General features: G+C 63.1%; 17 protein-coding genes. 9 read left to right on the forward strand and 8 right to left on the reverse strand.

The features are described 5' to 3' along the window. Positions 1-91: 91 nt before the first annotated feature. Positions 92-1,417 (reverse strand): APC family permease, encoded by a 1,326-nt coding sequence (locus ACDK93_RS17560; RefSeq protein ID WP_458070309.1) that lies wholly within the window; start codon positions 1,415-1,417, stop codon positions 92-94. 272 nt (positions 1,418-1,689) lie between these two features. Here ACDK93_RS17560 and ACDK93_RS17565 point away from each other — a divergent pair, with 272 nt between their 5' ends. Further along, entirely contained in the window at positions 1,690-2,226 is a 537-nt protein-coding gene (locus ACDK93_RS17565; protein ID WP_458070310.1) for a hypothetical protein, read from the forward strand. A 95-nt stretch (positions 2,227-2,321) separates the two neighbouring features. Further along, a complete protein-coding gene (gene dinB, locus ACDK93_RS17570) occupies positions 2,322-3,422 on the forward strand; it encodes a DNA polymerase IV (protein ID WP_458070311.1) in 1,101 nt (366 codons plus the stop codon). Positions 3,423-3,434: 12 nt separating this feature from the next. Here the strand turns inward: dinB and ACDK93_RS17575 are convergent, their stop codons facing one another. Next, positions 3,435-3,854 carry a DUF3224 domain-containing protein gene (locus ACDK93_RS17575; RefSeq protein WP_458070312.1) on the reverse strand — a complete coding sequence of 140 codons (420 nt, stop codon included), beginning with the start codon at positions 3,852-3,854 and terminating at the stop codon, positions 3,435-3,437. A gap of 192 nt (positions 3,855-4,046) precedes the next feature. Here ACDK93_RS17575 and ACDK93_RS17580 point away from each other — a divergent pair, with 192 nt between their 5' ends. From ACDK93_RS17580 to ACDK93_RS17595, 4 genes are all read left to right on the forward strand, one after another. Continuing rightward, positions 4,047-4,511 (forward strand): MarR family winged helix-turn-helix transcriptional regulator, encoded by a 465-nt coding sequence (locus ACDK93_RS17580; RefSeq protein ID WP_458070313.1) that lies wholly within the window; start codon positions 4,047-4,049, stop codon positions 4,509-4,511. Between the two features lie 122 nt (positions 4,512-4,633). Then, positions 4,634-5,059 (forward strand): organic hydroperoxide resistance protein, encoded by a 426-nt coding sequence (locus tag ACDK93_RS17585; RefSeq protein WP_458070314.1) that lies wholly within the window; start codon positions 4,634-4,636, stop codon positions 5,057-5,059. Between the two features lie 175 nt (positions 5,060-5,234). Then, positions 5,235-6,772, forward strand: a protein-coding gene (locus ACDK93_RS17590) for an IS3 family transposase (RefSeq protein ID WP_458070315.1) whose coding sequence is annotated in 2 segments (ribosomal slippage) — positions 5,235-5,694 and positions 5,694-6,772 — 1,539 coding nt in all. Because the reading frame shifts where the segments join, the coding sequence is not laid out codon by codon here. A gap of 89 nt (positions 6,773-6,861) precedes the next feature. Continuing rightward, a complete protein-coding gene (locus tag ACDK93_RS17595) occupies positions 6,862-7,455 on the forward strand; it encodes an NADPH-dependent FMN reductase (RefSeq protein ID WP_458070316.1) in 594 nt (197 codons plus the stop codon). 87 nt (positions 7,456-7,542) lie between these two features. Here ACDK93_RS17595 and ACDK93_RS17600 read toward each other — a convergent pair whose 3' ends face one another. Beyond that, a complete protein-coding gene (locus tag ACDK93_RS17600) occupies positions 7,543-7,863 on the reverse strand; it encodes a glycine zipper 2TM domain-containing protein (RefSeq protein ID WP_458070317.1) in 321 nt (106 codons plus the stop codon). Between the two features lie 151 nt (positions 7,864-8,014). Between ACDK93_RS17600 and ACDK93_RS17605 the strand changes: the two genes are divergently transcribed. Next, entirely contained in the window at positions 8,015-8,296 is a 282-nt protein-coding gene (locus ACDK93_RS17605) for a GIY-YIG nuclease family protein (protein ID WP_458070318.1), read from the forward strand. A gap of 122 nt (positions 8,297-8,418) precedes the next feature. Here ACDK93_RS17605 and ACDK93_RS17610 read toward each other — a convergent pair whose 3' ends face one another. The 3 genes from ACDK93_RS17610 to aceF form a co-directional block, all read right to left on the reverse strand. Next, a complete protein-coding gene (locus ACDK93_RS17610; RefSeq protein WP_458070319.1) occupies positions 8,419-9,141 on the reverse strand; it encodes a DUF6624 domain-containing protein in 723 nt (240 codons plus the stop codon). A 10-nt stretch (positions 9,142-9,151) separates the two neighbouring features. After that, entirely contained in the window at positions 9,152-10,981 is a 1,830-nt protein-coding gene (gene lpdA, locus ACDK93_RS17615; protein ID WP_458070320.1) for a dihydrolipoyl dehydrogenase, read from the reverse strand. 132 nt (positions 10,982-11,113) lie between these two features. Next, complete coding sequence (gene aceF / locus ACDK93_RS17620) at positions 11,114-12,511, reverse strand: dihydrolipoyllysine-residue acetyltransferase (protein ID WP_458070321.1); 1,398 nt, start codon at positions 12,509-12,511, stop codon at positions 11,114-11,116. 241 nt (positions 12,512-12,752) lie between these two features. Between aceF and ACDK93_RS17625 the strand changes: the two genes are divergently transcribed. Further along, entirely contained in the window at positions 12,753-13,640 is an 888-nt protein-coding gene (locus ACDK93_RS17625; RefSeq protein WP_458070322.1) for an ABC transporter ATP-binding protein, read from the forward strand. A 61-nt stretch (positions 13,641-13,701) separates the two neighbouring features. Further along, on the forward strand, positions 13,702-17,316 hold the full coding sequence (locus tag ACDK93_RS17630) for an ABC transporter permease/M1 family aminopeptidase (protein ID WP_458070323.1): 3,615 nt from the start codon (positions 13,702-13,704) through the stop codon (positions 17,314-17,316). Between the two features lie 44 nt (positions 17,317-17,360). Here the strand turns inward: ACDK93_RS17630 and ACDK93_RS17635 are convergent, their stop codons facing one another. Beyond that, the gene (locus ACDK93_RS17635; RefSeq protein ID WP_458070324.1) at positions 17,361-18,212 is read right to left on the reverse strand and encodes a mechanosensitive ion channel family protein; all 852 of its coding nucleotides are present in this window, start codon (positions 18,210-18,212) and stop codon (positions 17,361-17,363) included. 69 nt (positions 18,213-18,281) lie between these two features. Beyond that, positions 18,282-19,523: a low temperature requirement protein A gene (locus tag ACDK93_RS17640; protein ID WP_458070325.1), complete on the reverse strand. Its 1,242-nt coding sequence runs from the start codon at positions 19,521-19,523 to the stop codon at positions 18,282-18,284. Between the last annotated feature and the right edge of the window lie 2 nt (positions 19,524-19,525).

Consider the following 19,525-nt stretch of genomic DNA (forward strand, 5'->3'; position numbering starts at 1 on the left):
GCGGCTCGATCGATAGTTGCCCAAGTATGCCGCCGACAGCTGAAGCGCAGCCCGACAGCCCGGACCGTTCGATAGGACGAAACAGTGCGCGCTAGCGCAGCCGCGATGCCCTGCGCCAGCCGTAATACGCCGGCACACCGAGCGCGATGATCAGCAGGCTCATGCCGGCATCGCTTGGCGTATGGATCGCCGTGGCCACGATCACGCTGAACACGGTGATCACAAACACCAGCGGCAGCAGCGGATAGAACGGCACCCGATACGGCGACGGCTGGTCGGCGAAATGCCGGCGATACCAGAACAGCGTGCCGATGCCGAACACGTGCGCCAGCCACTCGCCCACAGTGGTGTAGTCGAGCAGCTGGTTGAAGCTGCCGGAGACGGTCAGCACGATCGCCCAAGCGCCCAGCGCGGCGAGCGCAATCTGCGGCGCGCGAGTGCGCGGTTCGATGCGACCGGCCGCCCGAAAAAACATGCCGTCGGCGCCCATCGTCTGCAGCACGCGCGCGCCACCGGCGATGGCGATGTTGCAATAGCCGAACGCCGAACAGGCGATGCCGATGGCGATCACCGTGGCGCCGCTTTCGCCGAATAGCCGACGCATCAAATCCGCCGCCGGCGCATGGCTGGCAGCCAAGCCGGCGTGACCGAGGCCCGCCAGATACGCAAAGTTCACCAGCACGTAGCAGATCACCACGCCGGCCATGCCCATGCCCAGCGCGCGCGGCAGCGTGCGCTGCGGGTTGCGCACTTCGCCGGCCAAATCGTTGAGGTAGTGAAAGCCGCCGTAGGTAAACAGCACCGGCAGCAGCGCACCAATGAATGCCCACGATGACACCGGATGCGCGGTATCTACCGCGAGCGCCGTACCAAGATGCCCCCGCGCCAGCACCATGCCGACCACCACCAGCAGCGCAATGGCAGCGATTTTCAGCACGGTAAAAACGTTCTGCACCCACGCGCCGGCGCGGATGCCGAACAGGTTGATGCCCACGATAAAGGCAATGGCGCCGGCGGCCACCGGCTTCACCCACAGCTCGGGCAAACCCGTCGCCGCGCAGAGATAGTCGGCGAAGATCGTCGCGACCGCGGCCACGCTGCCGGGGTAGTTGATCAGCGCCATGGTCCAGCCGAACAGAAAGGCCGGCAGCTGGCCGAACGCCTCACGCAGATAAACGTAAGTACCGCCCGCCTGCGGTCGCCGCGCGCCCAGCTCGGCGTAGCAGAGCACACCGGCAAGGGTCAGCAGGCCGCCGATCACCCACAGGATCAGCACCTGCAGGCCGGAGTTTGTCTGCTGGGCAATCGTAGCCGGGTTGCGGAAAATGCCCGCACCGATCACGCCGCCGATCACGATCATCGCGGCGTCCCAGGTGGTCAGGCGCCGCACATAGGCATTGGCAGGTTCAATCGACATGGCCGCTACCTTGCCATTGTGCGCGGTGTTTCAGCTAGTCCCGTGTGGCATGGTCGTGGCCACCAATCGTTTGCGTTATGGCGAACGAGTAAACGCCAACGCTCGGTGTCATTGGGAAACGCTTCCGTCACGCTTGACCATCGTGTGCGTCCGCGCATAGTTTGTTTTGGCATGCCCGTTCACACGCATCGGGCACACTGGCAACAGCAAAGGCTCATCGTATGACTGCGCGCAACACGTTAGCGAGGCTCCGCTCCCGCGTTGGTTGCGGGATGTTTGCCGCCGCCGCGGCGGCGCTTCTGTGCGCGATGATCACGCCGGCCTATTCGTCGGGCGGCACGCAGCCGCCTTGGCATATCGAGAGCTTCTGCCATCGCGGTGCGCCGGCAGCGCATCGATGCCTGGTGCGCGCGCGTCAGGGCATCATTGTTTCAACGCTGGCCGAGCTCGCCTCGGCGCCCAGGGTGAGCTGGAGCAATGGCGTGGCGGTGCTGGCTTCGGGCGCGGACAAAGCATCGCGCCAGCTGCGCTTTTTCCTCCCGCCGCAAAAGCTCAGCGCGCCTTTCATGCAGGTGCGGGCTTATGACGTCGCGCGGCAGCGGGTCGCCTTCTATAACGAGGGCCAGCTGCATGTTCGCGCAATGTTTGGCGAGGGTGCGGATGGCCATCACGATCTTGCCGTACTCGTACTGCCGTACAACATCGTCACGGATACGCTGCGCGTGAGCTTCGACGGGCCGTCGTTGCATGCATCCTGGCGTGATCGCGACGGCCACGCGCAGGAGCGAACGCTGCCTGCCAAGGGTTGATCCGGAAGCGGACCGGCTATGCCTGCACACGGAGTGCGTGCAGTCGCACGGTCTAGAATCAGGCCTTCCGTTTCAGTAGCCGCACGCCAGCGCGCATGATTGCTCCGCCCCGCAAAATTCTGCACATCGACATGGATGCGTTCTACGCGTCGGTCGAGCAGCGCGACGATCCTTCGCTGCGCGGCAAGCCGGTGGCGGTGGCCTGGCGCGGCGCGCGCTCGGTGGTCTGCGCGGCGAGCTACGAGGCGCGCGTGTTCGGCATCCGCTCGGCGATGCCCGCGCTGCGCGCAGAGCGGCTGTGCCCGCAGGTGGTCTTCGTGCCGCCGGACTTTGCGCGCTACAAGGCGGTGTCACGCCAGATCCGCGAGATCTTTTCGCGGCACACCGAGCTGGTCGAACCGCTGTCGCTGGATGAGGCCTATCTCGACGTCACTACAACACTCACCGGCCTGCCGTCGGCGACAGCCACGGCCGAAGCGATCCGCGCCGCGATCCGCGAAGAAACCCAGCTCACCGCATCCGCGGGCGTGGCGCCGAACAAGTTTCTCGCCAAGATCGCCTCGGACTGGCACAAGCCCGACGGGCTGTGCGTGATCCGACCGCACCAGATCGATGCGTTTCTGATACCGCTGCCGGTCGGCCGCCTGCCCGGCGTGGGCAAGGTGATGGAGGCAAAGCTCGCCGTGCTCGGCGTCACCACCGTGGGCGAGCTGCGCGCCTTCGCCCTGCCCGAACTCGAACAGCGCTTCGGCCGCTGGGGCCGGCGCCTATATGAGCTGGCACGCGGCATCGACGACCACGCGGTGGAGCCGGAGCGCGCGAGCCTGCAGATTTCCGCCGAAGACACCTTCGAACACGACCTCACGCTGGACGAACTCGAACCGCACATCCGCCGGCTCGCCGAAAAGACCTGGGCCGGCTACCTGCGCAACAACGCGGGATCGGAACAGGCACGCGTGGCGCGCACCGTCGTGCTGAAGTTGAAGACGTCCGACTTCCGCACGCTCACGCGCAGCCTTACGCCGTTACAGCGCCCGCAATCGGCCACAGAGCTGGGCGACATCGCCTGCGCGCTGCGGGCTCGCGTCGAACGCCCACAAGATGCGCTTTATCGACTCGTCGGCGTTGGCCTGGCAGGCTTTGTCGAACGGGACAGCTATCAGGCGCAGACGGATCTGTTCGACCAGCCTGGTTGACGGATGGCCCGATCACTCGGCGTCGGGCAACGGGCTTTCGGACAGCAGGTAATCGAACGCGTAATGATGCTGCCCGTCGACGATCTTGATCGCCAGCGTACCGGACAGGCCGGACAACTCGTCGGTCGCGGAATCGGGCACCACGGTAACGCTCAGCGACTGCGCGCCCTGCGCCATGGTGCCGCTGTGCTGCAAGGCGAAGGAGCCCCGGCGGCCGTGCAGCGTGCCGGTGACGCGCTCCATCGCCACGTATCCCGCCGAGCCCTCGACCGCGGTGCGTACCGCCAGCATCTGGCCCTTGCTCGTCGCGTCGAGATCGCCGCTGAAGATCTTGTCCAGCGCCATGCGGGCGATGCTGGCGTCGCCGACGTTTTCCTCCGGCGCCTGGGGATTCATGGTCAATTCGAAGGTGCCGCTGGCGAGCTTGGTCATCGTCGTTCCCGTTACGTCTTGTCGCTGAAGTCTAACGCCGATAGCGCTTGAGCACCGGTTAGCTGCGGGTACGGCCAACACAGCGCTCGCTAGCGGCGAGTCGGACTTTTCGATTTCATCGAAAGACAGTTCCTGAACAAGACTAAATAGATCGCTTGCAATTAGATAGCGCACTATGTATATTTCTAGCCCATGAAGCCGAAGACCTCAGCTGCCATTTCCACCCAGTCGATGCTGCAGCTCGACCAGCAGCTGTGCTTTGCGCTGTATTCAGCGAGCCTCGCCATGAACAAGGTATACCGCACGTTACTGGCCAAGCTCCGGCTCACCTATCCGCAGTACCTGGTGATGCTGGTGCTGTGGGAGCGCGATGCGCTGACCGTATCGGAGATCGGCGAACGCCTCTTCCTCGATTCGGCCACGCTGACGCCGCTGCTCAAACGGCTGGAAGCAGCCGGGCTGTTGGACCGCATACGTTCGGACGAGGACGAGCGCCAGGTCATCATTTCGCTCACGGCCGAAGGTCGTGCGCTGAAAAAACAGGCCGGCAGCGTGCCTTCAGAAGTGTTTTGCGCCACCGGCTGTGAAGTCGACGAACTGCTGGCGCTAAAGACTCAGCTGACCGGTTTGCGCGAACGGTTGTCCAGCAACGGCTAAGAACCTGCCGCAAGAAAGTTAAACAGCTAGAAACGCACAACGACACGAATACGCTCAAGCACGCCGACTTTTTTCCATCCAATGTTCAATTGACTCACCCACCCCCCAAAAGGAGACGCATCATGTCTATCGAAAAAGTTGCCTACCGCGCTCACGCCAAAGCCCAGGGCGGCCGCGACGGTCGCGCCGTGTCGTCCGACAAGGTGCTAGACGTCAAGCTGACCACGCCGAAAGAACTCGGCGGCGCCGGCGGCGAAGGCACCAACCCAGAGCAGCTGTTTGCCGCCGGTTATTCCGCCTGCTTCCTCGGCGCGCTGAAGTATGTGGCCGGCCAGCAGAAAATTACCCTGCCCGCCGAGACCACCGTCGAAGGCGATGTCGGTATCGGCCCGATCCCGACCGGCTTCGGCATCGAAGTGGCGCTGAAGATCACCATCCCTGGCCTCGACCACGCCCAGGCCGAAGCGCTGGTCGAGAAGGCACACGTTGTATGCCCTTACTCGAACGCCACGCGCGGCAATATCGACGTCACGCTGACAGTTGCCTGAGCCAACGGTGAGTCTTGCCGACGTGCTCAATGCACGTCGGCGGCTCCCGAAACACCATGCCGGCCGCACGCGATGCGGGCCGGCATTTTTTGTTCCGTACACCCCTCCACGTCAGACTAGTTGTCGCCTCGTTTGATTTGATCAATCACACTGGAAGGCGGCAGCGAGCGAGAGCATGAAATGGGTACGTTACACAGCCGAACAGCGGCAATGGGCGATCGAACAGATGGGGCCACCGACGAACCGCCGAATCCGTGCGTTGGCCTTGGCGTCGGGCATTACGGAAGTCACGCTGCGGACGTGGCGAAATGCAGCGCTGATCGAGGGATCGCTGGTGCGTAAGGACAGCGGACAAAGCGAGCGTTGGTCCGGTCCGGAGAAATTTCGGATCGTGGTGGAAAGTGCGCCGATGAATGAGGCAGAGCTCTCCGAGTACTGTCGCCGGATAGGGTTGCTGCCGGAGCAGATCCGGCAATGGCGCGTGGCGTGCGAGCAGGCCAATGCGCCGATGACCACCGCCCAAGGTGTGGTGAAGCCCGATAGCGGCATGGCGCGCGAGCGCATCAGGCAGTTGGAGCGCGAACTGCGCCGCAAGGATGCGGCGTTGGCGGAAACCGCCGCGCTGTTGGTGCTGCGAAAAAAAGCCGAGGCGATCTGGGGCAAGGACGAGGACGCATGACCTCTCCCTCAGATCGCCGCGAGGCGTTGGCTCTTCTCGATGACGCGGTGGCTGCCGGGGCGCGGCTTGCGCCAGCCTGCGCGATGCTGGCGCTGAGCATCCGCACGGTGCAGCGATGGCGGCAGAAGCCCGAAGATGCGCGCCCACAGGCGCATCGGCCCGCACCGGCCCATCAGCTCAGTGACGAAGAACGTCGGCACCTTCTGGCCGCCGCCAACGAACCGGCCCATGCCCAGATGACGCCGCACCAGATCGTGCCGAAACTGGCCGATGAAGGCATCTTCCTGGCCAGTGAGTCGACGTTTTACCGCGTGCTCAAAGCGGCCAGTCAAACCGCGCATCGGGGACGCAGCAAGGCGCCCCAACGTCGTGCGCCCACCACCCATAGGGCGACCGGCCCCAACCAGGTCTGGTGCTGGGACATCACCTGGATGCCCAGCACCGTCAAGGGCCGCTACTTTTACTGGTACATGGTCAAGGACATCCACAGCCGCCTGCTGGTGGCCAACGAGGTGCACGAGGCCGAGTCATCCGATCATGCCAGTGACTTGATCAGGAAGGCCTGTTTGCGCGAACGCATCGTCGGTCGGCCGCTGGTGCTGCACTCGGACAATGGCTCGGCGATGAAGGGTGCCGTCATGCTCGCCACGCTTCACGAACTTGGCGTCGCCTCGTCGTTCAGTCGTCCGCGGGTGAGCAACGACAACGCCTACGCCGAAGCGCTGTTCCGCACGGCGAAGTACTGCCCGCTCTGGCCCGAACGCCCCTTCGACACGATCGACGAGGCGCGCGTATGGGTCAACCGCTTCGTCGCCTGGTACAACCACGAGCACCGCCACAGCGCACTCAACTACGTCACGCCCAGCCAGCGCCACTGCGGTCATGCAGAACGCCTGTTGGCCGCACGTGCCGAGCTCTATGCGAAGGCACGTCAACGACATCCCGCGCGCTGGGCGCGGCATACGCGCGACTGGACACTCGCCAACGAGGTCTATCTCAACCCAGAACGAACCGAACTGAAGCACGCGGCATAACGCACGACGCGACAACTAACTTGACGCACGCCGACACGCGCGAAAGCAACCTCGAAACCGCTAGTGTAGGCACACCCACGGAGCCTGCCATGACGACCGAATCCAAGCCCCTGTCCATCGCCGTACTGCTCGGCACGGTGCGCCACGAACGCATGGGCATACGCGCCGCCAAGTTGGTGATGAGGTCGCTGGAAGAACGCGACCACGAAGCGGTGCTGGTCGATCCCATGCAGACGCCGCTGCCGCTGCTCGACCGCATGTACAAGGAGTACGAGGCCGGCACGGCGCCCGACGTACTGGAAATGCTGGCAACGCTGTATCGCCGCGTCGACGGCTTTCTGATCGTCAGCGCCGAATACAATCACGGCATACCGCCGGCGATGAAAAACCTGCTGGATCACTTCCTCGAGGAATATTTCTGGCGACCGTCCGGCATCGTCTGCTATTCGCAGGGGCAGTTCGGCGGCGTGCGTGCGGCGATGGCTTTGCGCGCCACGCTGGCGGAGCTGGGCATGCCGAGCGTGCCTAGCCTCTGCCCGATTCCGCATATCGGCAAGGCGCTGGACGAAGATGGCAAACCGACCGATCCACGCACGCAGAAGTCGCTCGATCGCTTCCTCGATGAATTCTTCTGGTACGCCCGTGCGCTCAAGCGGGAACGCGAGTTGGGAACGCCCTACTGAAGCCCGCACTCGCTCGGATCACGCACGTAAAAGCCCGGACGAAAAACGCATCCGGGCTATGAGTGGCGAACTCTGCAACAGAGTTTGTCAGTCGTTGACTTCTTCGCAGCGACGCTCGGTCGTGTAATAAGCCTTTTTATTCTGCGCGTTTTTCTGCACCTGATTGCCGACAACGCCGCCGGCCACCGCGCCACCGACGGTCGCCAGGGTCTTGCCCTTGCCACCGCCAACCTGATGTCCAAGCAGACCGCCCGCGACCGCACCGACGCCGGTGCCGATGAGACGATGGTTGTCCTGCGACTGAATATGTTTGACTCGCACGTTGTGACAGACTTGTCGCGCCTGCACCGCTGTCGCTCCAAACGCTCCCAGTGCCAGTCCAACCGTCATGACAAGTGTGTTTTTCATGGCCAACTCTCCGATAACGTAGGAACTATTGATAGCCTGCGCTGTGTGACGGATGAGTCAAGTCGAAAGCTCGGGCCAACGGTCTGGCGTATCGGGCAGGAATGTCGACAGGCGATATATTCAGCCGCAAAGGCGACGATTGATGACCCCTATGACCCAAGCTGCCGCAACCCAGATCACCAAGCCCGTCAAAAGCTGGTGCCTCTATCTGATCGAGTGCCGCAACGGCAGCTATTACGCCGGCATCACCAATCGGCTCGACACACGCTATGCCGCCCATGTAGCCGGTCGCGGCGCACGCTATACCCGCGCCAACCCACCGCTTCGACTGCTGGCATTCCGAAGTTACCCCGATCGATCCAGCGCGTCGCGCGCGGAGTGGGAGATCAAGCAGCTGCCGCGGGAAAAGAAACTGCAGTTCCTTGAAAGTTGAGGGTCGCCCGATGACGCCGCCGCTCGGGTATCCCGATTCAGGGGCACTTGAGCGGCGATAGACGGCAAACGCTTCGCGCAACGCATCGGGAGTGCGCGCCCGGCGCAGAGTGAGCTCACCCGTCAGGGCTGCAGCTTTATTTTCTTTCCCGTATAAACCGACATCATGCATGCGTAGTCGGTCATCGGCGGCAAATCCATGGCTGCGCGGCGTTTATCCAGATTCGCGATATCTTCGGTCGATTGAAGTTTCATGCTTGAACCATCGGCATCCTGATCGAACTGAGTGCCATAGCGCTGGGGCTTGCCCTGTGCGCGGAGCACACGGTCGGTCAGTAGAGCTACATCGCTTCCACCGATCATCCCTTGATCATGAAGCGCCACCAGCTGAGGCAAAACCTGCGACTGCAGCGCGGGATCCCGATCAGCATGTTGAATCAGCAAAAACGCGGCCTTGAACCCATCGACGCCGACTTGCGAGGGCTTCGGAAATCCCTGCCGTTGGATGATCGGCTTGAATGCCGCCAAATTTTTAGCATCGACCGACAGCATTTTCTTCAGAGCATCCTGCGATTGAAAGCCCGACTTTGCGACAGCCTCTCGTGCAGCTTGATCGGGCTTCACCATATTCAGAAGTTGCTGGCGTAACTGGGGATCAGTCGGCTTTCCGAAGGCCGCCGTAAGGCGCGCCGCCTGATTCTTCTCTGACCATTGCGGGTGAGCGCTTTCCCATGCGGACAAACCTGGACAACGCTGTTCAATCGGCGCGTGAACAGCGTCACTGGCGTGTGAAGCGACAATGGAGGAAGCCAGTAAGACTGCACAAAAAATCGAACGGCGTATCACAGGAAAATCCCTATTTTTTCTTGGGCATGTACAGGTCGGTGATCGTGCCTTCGTAGATTTCCGCGGCCATGCCGACCGACTCGCTCAGCGTCGGATGCGGGTGGATGGTGAGGCCGATATCGGCCGCTTCGCTGCCCATCTCGATGGCCAACGTCACTTCGGAGATCAGGTCGCCGGCGTGCTGGCCGACGATGCCGCCGCCGACGATGCGATGGGTTTCTTCATCGAACAGCAGCTTGGTGAAACCCTCCGTGCGATCGTTGCCGATGGCGCGGCCGCTGGCGGCCCAGGGGAATTTCGCCACGCCAACCTTGAGGCCTTTTTCTTTCGCCTCCCGCTCGCTGACGCCGACCCAGGCGATTTCCGGGTCGGTGTAGGCCACCGACGGGATCACCCGCGCGTCGAAGAAGCTCTTGTGCCCGGCCACCACTTCGGCGGCGACCTTGGCCTCATGCGTGGCTTTATGCGCCAGCATCGGCTGGCCGACCAGATCGCCGATGGCAAAGATGTGCGGCACATTCGTTCGCATCTGGCTGTCGACGGTGATGAAGCCGCGCTCGCTGACGCCGACGCCGGCCTTGTCGGCGCCGATCTTGCCGCCATTGGGCGAGCGGCCTACCGAGACCAGTACGCGATCGAACAGCGTCGTTTCCGGCACGCTGTCGCCTTCGTAAGTCACTTCGATGCCTTTCTTGGTCGCCTTGGCCTCGATCACCTTGGTCTTGAGATGGATGCCCTTGAGGCGCTTGCCCATGCGCTGCGCCAGCGGCTTGATCAGGTCGGCGTCGGCGCCGGGGATCAGCTGATCCATGAACTCGACTACGGTCACTTCGCTACCCAGCGCCGAATACACGGTGGCCATTTCCAGGCCGATGATGCCGCCGCCGACGACGAGCAGCTTCTTCGGCACGTCCTTCAGTTCCAGTGCGCCGGTGGAATCGATGATCCGCTCGTCGTCCCAGGGAAACGAGGGCAGTTTCACCGACTGCGAGCCGGCCGCGATGATCGCGTTTTCGAAGCGGATCAGCTTCGTGCCATTTTTCGTCTGGACTTCCAGTTCATTCGGCGAAATAAATGCGCCCACTCCCTCGACCGTGCGCACCTTACGCTGCTTGGCCATCGCCGTAAGGCCGCCGGTAAGCTTGCCCACCACCTTGGTCTTGAACTCGCGCAGCTTGTCGATCTCGATGGTCGGCTTGCCGAAGGTGATGCCGTGTGCGGCCATCGCTTCGGCTTCGTCGATCACCGCGGCGGCGTGCAGCAAGGCCTTGGATGGAATGCAGCCGACGTTGAGGCAGACGCCCCCGAGCGTGGCATGGCGCTCGACCAGCACGGTGTCGACGCCAAGATCCGCCGCACGAAACGCCGCGGTATAGCCGCCCGGACCGGAGCCCAGCACGACGAGTTTGCATTCGATATCGGCCTTGCGACCGGATTCACCGGCGGCTTTCGGTGCTGGCGCGGTCGGCTTGCTGCTGTTAGGGGCGGGCGAAGCCGAAGGCGCGGCTTGAGGCGCCTCGGTCTTGCTCGGCTCGGCTTTCGGGGCAACCTGTTTGGGCGCCTCGGATGGGGCAGCTTCCGGAGCTGCGGCAGCATCGGCTGCCGTCTCGACGATGGCAATCACGCTGCCTTCGGACACCTCGTCGCCGACCTTGAGCCTGATCTCCCTGATGACGCCCGCGACGCTGGTGGGAATCTCCATCGTCGCCTTGTCCGATTCCAGCGTGACCAGACTCTGTTCCTTGGTGACCGTGTCGCCGACCTGCACCAGAATTTCGATGACCGGCACGCTGCCGTTGCCGCCGATGTCGGGGACTTTGATTTCGATGGTGTTGGCCATGGGAGAGCATCCTTCTATAGTCGCTCGCGGCACGAACGGCGCGTAGCTTGAGTATGGGTATGGCACAGGCAGGAGGCGGTCGACCGACCGCTCTCACCCTGGCGCCTCCCCGCCGGGAGAGGCGCCAAGACGTCAGAGCAGCAGGCGGCGAATATCGCCCAGCTGAGTCGCCAGGAACGCCGCGAAGCGCGCGGCCAGCGCGCCGTCGATGACGCGATGGTCATAGCTCAGCGACAGCGGCAGCAGCAGGCGCGGCGCGAATTCCTTGCCGTTCCAGACCGGTTTCATCGCGGCCTTGGAGACGCCGAGAATCGCCACTTCCGGCGCATTGACGATCGGCGTGAAGCCGGTGCCGCCGATGCCGCCCAGCGAGCTGATCGAGAAGCAGCCGCCCGACATTTCCGCCGGGCCAAGCTTCTTTTCGCGCGCCTTTTTCGAGATCTCGCCCAGTTCGCGCGCCAGATCGAGCAGGCCCTTCTTGTCGCAGTCGCGGATCACCGGCACGACCAGGCCGTCGGGCGTGTCCACCGCGATGCCGATATGGAAATATTTTTTCAGGATGAGTTTTTCGCCGGACTCGTCCAGCGACGCGTTGAACTGCGGAAACTGCTTCAGCGCCGCGACTACGGCCTTAATCTGGAACACCAGCGGGGTGACCTTCAGATCCTTGTTCTCTTCGCCGAGCTTCTTGCGGAACGCTTCCAGCTCGGTGATGTCGGCATCGTCGTGCTGGGTGACGTGCGGAATCATCGCCCAGTTGCGCGCCAGGTTGGCGCCGGAAATTTTCTGGATGCGCGAGAGCGGCTTTTCCTCGATCTCGCCGAATTTGGAAAAGTCGATCTTCGGCCACGGCAGCAGGTTGAGGCCACCGACCGATGCCGAGGCGTTGCCCACGACCGGACGCGCGCCCGACGCCAGCGCGTGCTTCACGTAATCGCTGACGTCCTCGCGCTGGATGCGGCCGCCGCGGCCACTGCCCTTGACCTGGGCGATGTCCACGCCCAGCTCGCGCGCGAACGCGCGAATCGCCGGGCTCGCATACGGCGCGTCGCCGGGCATCACGATGGTGGCGTCCAGCGGCGGACGCGCGCTCGGCGCCGCGTCGCCCTCGGGCGCATTACCCGGCAGCACGGCGCGACCGCCGATCGGGGCGGGCTTTTCTTCAACCGGTTGGGTTTCCTCTTTCGCCGCTTCGACCGGCTTTTCTTCCGCCTTCTTCGGCTCGGCCTTCGGTGCCTCGGCCTGCGCCGGCGCAGCGGCCTTGGCGGGTCCAGCGGCTTGCGAACCGGCGTCATCGGCTTCGATGGTGGCGATCAGGGTACCTTCGGCGACTTCGTCACCGACTTTGACTTTGACTTCCTTCACCGTGCCGGCAAACGGCGCGGGCACTTCCATGGTGGCCTTGTCCGATTCCAGCGTGATCAGGCTTTGTTCTTTTTCGACGCGATCACCGGCTTTGACCAGCACTTCAATGACTGGAACGTCGGACTGGCCGATATCGGGAACGCGGGCTTCTTTCAGATCAGCCATGGGGACTCCTGCTAATGGCGATGGCGTTCCGCCTGGGGATGGCGGTCGCGGGCAAGGCCACCATCATAACGAACGCCTGCGCAGTCCGTCTGCCTTGACAGCGTTATCGGAGCCTGAAGACAGCTACCATGCGCGCGCGTATGCATGACCTTGAGCGCACGCAAAGCGTCGATTGATGCCCTACGCTGAACTCACTATCGCCGTCACGCGCTCACAGCGCGGCGGGTCAAGGAAGCCAAGCATGCTGATCATTCGCGACCTGTCAAAGACCTACGCCAATGGCGTGCGCGCGCTGCGCGGCGTGTCGCTAGAGATTCCGCACGGTATGTTCGGATTGCTCGGCCCCAACGGCGCGGGCAAGTCGTCGCTGATGCGCACCATCGCCACGCTGCAGGATCCGGACGCGGGCAGCATCACGCTCGACGGCGTCGATCTGCTGGCCGACAAGCAGGCCACGCGGCGCAAGCTCGGCTATCTGCCGCAGGAGTTCGGCGTGTATCCGAAGGTATCGGCCGAGGCGATGCTCGATCACTTCGCCGTGCTCAAAGGCGTCACGGTCAAAGCCGAGCGGCGCGAGCTGGTCGAGTCGCTGCTGCGCCAGGTAAACCTGTGGGACGTGCGCAAGCGCAAGCTCGGCACCTACTCCGGCGGCATGCGCCAGCGCTTCGGCATCGCCCAGGCGCTGATCGGCGACCCGCGGCTGGTGATCGTCGACGAGCCCACCGCCGGGCTCGACCCGGAAGAGCGCAACCGCTTTCTCAACCTGCTGGCGGAAATCGGCGAACGCGTGGTGGTGATTCTTTCCACGCATATCGTGGAGGATGTCACCGACCTGTGCCCGCGCATGGCGATCATCGCGCAGGGCCAGGTGCTGCTCAGCGGCGAGCCGATGGAAGCAATCCGCTCGCTCGACGGCCGCGTCTGGCGGCGCAGCATCGACAAGGCCGAACTGGATGGCTATCGCGCGCGCATGAACATTCTGTCGACCCGACTGGCCGGTGGCCGCACCGTGCTGCACGTGCTGGCCGATTCACGGCCAGGCGAGGGCTTCGAGTCCGTCGCGCCCGATCTGGAAGACGTGTATTTCGGAAGGCTGCGGGCCCAGGGCGCCGTGGCGCAGGCCGCTTGATGCGCGCGCTTTTTCGCGCGCTTGTCTCGCCGCAAGCCCCCGCACAGCGACAGGAACATTGATGTTCTTCGAAATCCTCCGATTCGAATGGCGCCAGCAGCTGAAGGCACCGCTGTTCTGGATCGTGGCGCTGGTTTTCGGCGCGCTGGCTTTCACGCTGGTCAGCACCGATGCCGTTGTCATCGGCGGCGCCAGCGGCAACGTGCTGCGCAATGCGCCCACCGTGATCGTGCGGCTGATGAGTGCGCTCACCGTTCTCAGCATGTTTCTGGTGACGCTGTTCGTCGCCGGCGCCGCGCTGCGCGACTTTGACTTGCGCACCGCCGAGCTTTTTTTCAGCACGCCGATCAGCCGCGGCGCCTATCTCGGCGGGCGCTTCGCCGCCGGCTATCTGGCGTCGCTGGCGATCATGCTGGCGTGTGCTCTGGGTATCGCGGTCGGCGGCTTTATGCCGTGGATCGATGCGGTACGACTCGGCCCCGCGAGCTGGCATGGCTACGCCTGGGCGTTCGGCGTGATGGTGATACCGGACATGCTGTTCATCGCGTCGCTGCTGTTTCTGCTGGCCACCACCACGCGCTCGCTGCTGGCCACCTATGTTGGGGTGATCGTCTACTTCGTGCTGCAAAGCGTGGTCGGCCAGCTGACCAAGGACGTCAACAATCACTTCGTTGCGGCGATGCTCGATCCCTTCGGCGCGCGCACCATGTCCTTGGTCACGCGCTACTGGTCGGCATATCAGTCCAACCACGAATTGCCGGCGCTGGAAGGCGTGCTGTTGTTCAACCGGCTGCTGTGGAGCGCCGTCAGCGTGGTGTTGCTGGCAGCGGCCTTTGCACTGTTTCGACCGAATCGCGAAGGCCTGCAGTTGCCCCGCCGCAAGAAGCGCGCGGAGCCGCCGATGCTGCGACCGCTGTCTGCCGCGACGTCATTGAGTGTGCCGCCAGTGCATCTCTCCGACGACACCCGTACGCACTGGCTGCAGCTACGCACGCTGTTCGCGTTCGACACGCTGGGCGTGCTGCGCGGCGCGCCTTTCCTGATCATGCTAGCCCTTGGCGTGGCCAACGTGATGGGCGCCTTTCTGCTGTCCGGCCAGATCTACGGCACCTCGACCTATCCCGTCACGCATCAGGTGCTGGAGAACATTCGCGGCGGCTACCAGTGGCTGCTGTACATCATCATCACCTTCTATGCCGGCGAGCTGGTGTGGCGCGAGCGCAGCCAGCGCTCGGCCGAAGTCAGCGATGCATTTCCGCTGCCGGACTGGATACCGCTGACAGCCAAGCTCGGCGCGTTGCTGACCGTCATCGCAACGTTCCTGCTGGTCGGCGCGCTGGTCGGCATCGGCTGGCAGCTGGGGCATGGCTACACGCATATCGAACCCGGCCTTTATCTAGGGTCGCTGGCGCTGGATTCCATTCCGTTTCTGTTGCTGGCCGTGCTGGCGCTGTTTCTGCAGGTGATCTCCAACAACAAATTTCTCGGTTATCTGCTGACCATCGTGTGGCTGGTCGCGCAGATCGGCTTTGGCCTGTTGCACTGGGACCAGAATCTGTACAGCTACGGCAGCGCGCCGGACACGCCGTATTCGGATATGAACGGCTTCGGCCATTTTCTGAAGGCCGCCCTGTGGTTCGACTTCTACTGGGCCAGCTGCGCCGCCGTGCTGCTGTTGCTGGCCGCGCTGTTCTGGGTGCGCGGCACCGGCGATGCCTGGCGCGACCGTCTGCGCGAAGCGCGTATGCGGCTGCGTGCGCCCGCGGCATCCGTCCTAATTTTAGCCCTACTCGCCTTTGTCGGCAGCGGTGCCTGGATCTACTACAACACCAACGTGCTCAACCATTATCAGAGCAGCGCCGACAAGCTGCAGCAGCATGCGGATTACGAAAAGAAATACGCGAAATACGACAATCTGCCGCAGCCGCGCATCACCGCGGTGAAGGCCGACGTGGACATCTATCCGAACGAACGAAGGCTGGCGATTCGCGGCCATTACATCCTCACCAACAAACACGCTGCACCGATCAGCGACCTGCATGTGAACTTTGCCGATCAGTTCACCGTGAAGTCACTGGACTTTGCAGCCCATGAAACGGTGAGTGAGGACAAGCCGCTTGGCTACACGATTTACAGGCTGAAAACGCCGTTGGCTCCGGGCGCCTCGATGAGTTTCGACTTCGCACTCGAATACGCTCCCAGAGGTTTCACGAACAGCCCGGAAGGCCAGTTCCTTGCGTACAACGGGACGTTTTTCAACAACAGCGTCATGCCGCAGTTCGGTTACCAGAGCAGCGAGCAGATTACCGATCGCAACGATCGCCGCAAATACGGCCTGAGCACGGACGTGCCGCGCATGCCCAGGCTAGGCGATGAACAGGCCCGTGCGAATACCTACCTGAGCAACGACGCGGACTGGATCAGCTTCGATACCACGGTATCGACATCGGCCGATCAGATCGCCGTGGCGCCGGGCTATCTGCAAAAAGAGTGGACGGCGAACGGCCGGCACTATTTCCACTACACCATGAATCAGGACGCCAATGCCAAAGACGGCGTGGATCAACCGATGCTGCCGTTCTTCGCCTACCTCTCCGCGCGCTATGCGGTGAAACACGCGCTGTGGAAAGGGGTGGATATTTCGGTCTACTACAACCCCGCGCACGCCTGGAACGTGGACCGGATGATTCAGGGCGCCAAGGACGCGCTGGATTATTACGACGCCAATTACACGCCCTACCAGTTCCACCAGCTGCGCATTCTGGAGTTTCCCAACTACGCCGGTTTTGCGCAGTCGTTCGCCAACACCATTCCGTTCTCCGAATCGATCGGTTTCATCGCCGACCTGCGCAACACCCGCAAGATCGACTACGTCTACTACGTCACCGCGCACGAGGTTGCGCACCAGTGGTGGGCTCATCAGGTGATCGGCGCGAACATGCAAGGCTCGACCATGCTCAGCGAATCGCTGGCGCAGTACTCGGCGCTGATGGTGATGAAGCAGAAATACGGCGCCACCCAGATGCGCAAGTTTCTGAAGTACGAGCTGGATGCTTATCTGGCCGGCCGTGGCACCGAAAAGGTCGCCGAAGAACCGCTGGCGAAAGTGGAGAACCAGCAGTACATCCATTACCGCAAAGGTTCGCTGGTGTTCTACGCGCTGCAGGATTACGTCGGCGAAGCCTTACTGAACAAAATGCTCAAGCAGTTCCTGCTCGACAAGGGTTTTCAGCAACCGCCCTACACCACTTCGAAGGAGTTCATGGACGCGCTGGGCCACGCTGTCGACCCGAAGTGGAAGCCGCTGCTGGACGACTTGTTCTGGAACATCACCCTGTTCGACAACCGCATCACCGACGCCACGGCGAAGCAACTCCCCAACGGCCAATACCAGGTGACGATGAAGGTGCACGCCGGCAAGGTCTACGTCGACGGTACCGGCAAGGAAACCGACGCGCCGCCCGACACGCCTATCGAGATCGGCGTATTCGCCGCGCCAGCACGCGCAGGTATGGACGGCAAGCCGCTGTATCTGCAGAAGCGCATGCTGCCCAGCGGCGACAGCACGGTCACGGTGACGGTGGACGGCAAGCCGTTCGACGCGGGCATCGATCCGTACAACGAACTGATCGATCGGGTGTCAGGCGACAATCGAAAGCCGGTGACGCTTCAGTAGCCGCACATGCGGCCGACTCGGCGTGTCGACGGAAGCCGCACCCCTCAGCCCGGCTTGGTAGCGCCGTCGGGCAACGCGCCACTCACCACGGTGAGCTCGCGCTGCGGGAACGGCATGCTGATGCCAGCGGCGTCATAATGCTCCTTGATCGCCCGCAACAGGTCGGTCTTGGCCGCCCAGGAATCCGATGAGCGCGTCCACCCGCGCACGACCAGGTCTACCGAGCTTTCCCCCAGCGCGCTCGTCCACACGCCCGGCGCGGGGTCTTTCAGGATGCGCGGATCCGCCTCGAACAGCGCGTTGATCTCGGCCATCGCCGCGCCGATGTCGTCCTTGTAGCCAATGCCGACAGTCAGCTCGAAACGGCGCGTGCCGCGACGGTTGAAGTTGAGTATGGCGTCGCCGCCGACCTTGCCGTTGGGCACGATGGCCTCGCGGTTATCGGGCAGAACGATCAGCGTATGCATGAGGTTGATGCTTTCGACCGTGCCTTCCATACCGCCGGCGGTCACATAGTCGCCGACGCGAAACGGTCGGAACACGATCAGCAGCACGCCCCAGGCCAGATTGCTGAGCGAGCCCTGCAGCGCCAGACCAATCGCGAGCCCGGCCGTGCCGAGCGCAGCGACCAGCGGGGCCGGCGACACGCCGGCCGTGGTCAGCGCCATCACGACGAGTACGGCGATCAACACGCCATAAATCACCCTGCGCAAAAAGCCGCTGAGAGTGACGTCGACCTGCGCACGCTGCAGCGCGCGCTGGGTGAAATTGGCAAGGCGTGCGGCCAGCCAGATGCCGACGACGAGGATCAACAGTGCCAGCAACAGATTCAGACCGACATGGATCACTCTTTCGGAGAGATTCACTCCCAGCAGCTTGTCGAGAAAATCGTGCATGGCCCGGGTCCGCGTTGTGGAGAACGTCCAACGCTAACAAACCGATCATGAAAAATTTGCTGAAGCGAGTCAGGGTGGCGTATCGATATCCATCCTCTCGCGCACGCCGCGAAGCGAGCGCATCTCCCAGAGGGCAACTACCAGCAGCACGATCGTTGTCGCCAGGCCAAGCGATGCGATAGTCCACCGCGCGAAGGTAAGCGCCAAAGCAAGGAGCAGCGCCAGACCAATCAGGTGCGATAGCGGCAGGTTGGTGCCATTCACGGTTTTTTTGAAGAGCGCATTGCCGATCAGATATACCGCCGGTCCGCCCAGCAACACAGCCGTATGCAACGGATCGGCCTGCTCGCGCGGGTCACGCAAGGTCAGTTCGTCAGCGACCGCGCACACGATGATGCCGGCAACGATCAACAGGTGCATGTACGTATAGGCGATCCGCGCCGTGCGACCCGGATCGACCGATTGCCGTATCGCGCGGCTGCCGCGCTCGGCAGCCAGATCGAAATAGATCCACCACATCGCCACGCTGCCGACAAACGCGCTGACGAATGCCGGCAGCGCGTCAGGCGCCTGCAGCGCTTCGGCAAAACTCGACCCGGTCACCAGCACCGACTCGCCCAGCGCGATGATCACGAACTGACTGCAGCGCTCGGCCAGGTGGCCACCGTCGACGTTCCAATCTGCCGTGCTCGATCGCCCAAGGCCTGGAACGCCAAACATCAGCGCGGGACCGAGGTATTCCAACGACAGCGCAGCGACCCAGAGCAGTACGCGCGTTTGGCCGTCCAACCGTCCGCCGAGCAGCCAGAGAACGCCCGATGCCGCCAACCACATGGCGATACGCTGAAAATTCCGCGTATTCGCCGGCGCCGCATCGCCGATCGCCCACAACATGAACAGCGTGCGCCCAACCTGCATAAAGACATAGGCCCCGGCGAACAGCATGCCGCGCTCGCCGAATGCCTCCGGGATGGCCATCGAGAGCAGCAGCCCGGCCAGCATCAGGGTCAGCAGTGCCACCCGCACCAGTGGCCGCTCCGGATCGAGCCAGTTGGTGACCCAGCCGGTGAAAATCCAGACCCACCACACAGCGAGAAAGAGCAACAGCACCTGCAGCGCGCCGATCAGGTTCAGCTGGCGCAGCAACGTATGCGAGAGCTGGGTTACCGCATAGACGAAGACCAGGTCGAAAAACAGCTCGATGTTGGTGACCTTGCTTTCTTGGTGCTCCCCGCGCCGGCGTAGCAGGCTGACCCGCGGCAGCAGGCCGGCACGCGCGAACCAAGCGTGGCGCGATGTTGGATACGGCACGT

Source organism: Rhodanobacter sp. BL-MT-08 (genome assembly GCF_054161255.1).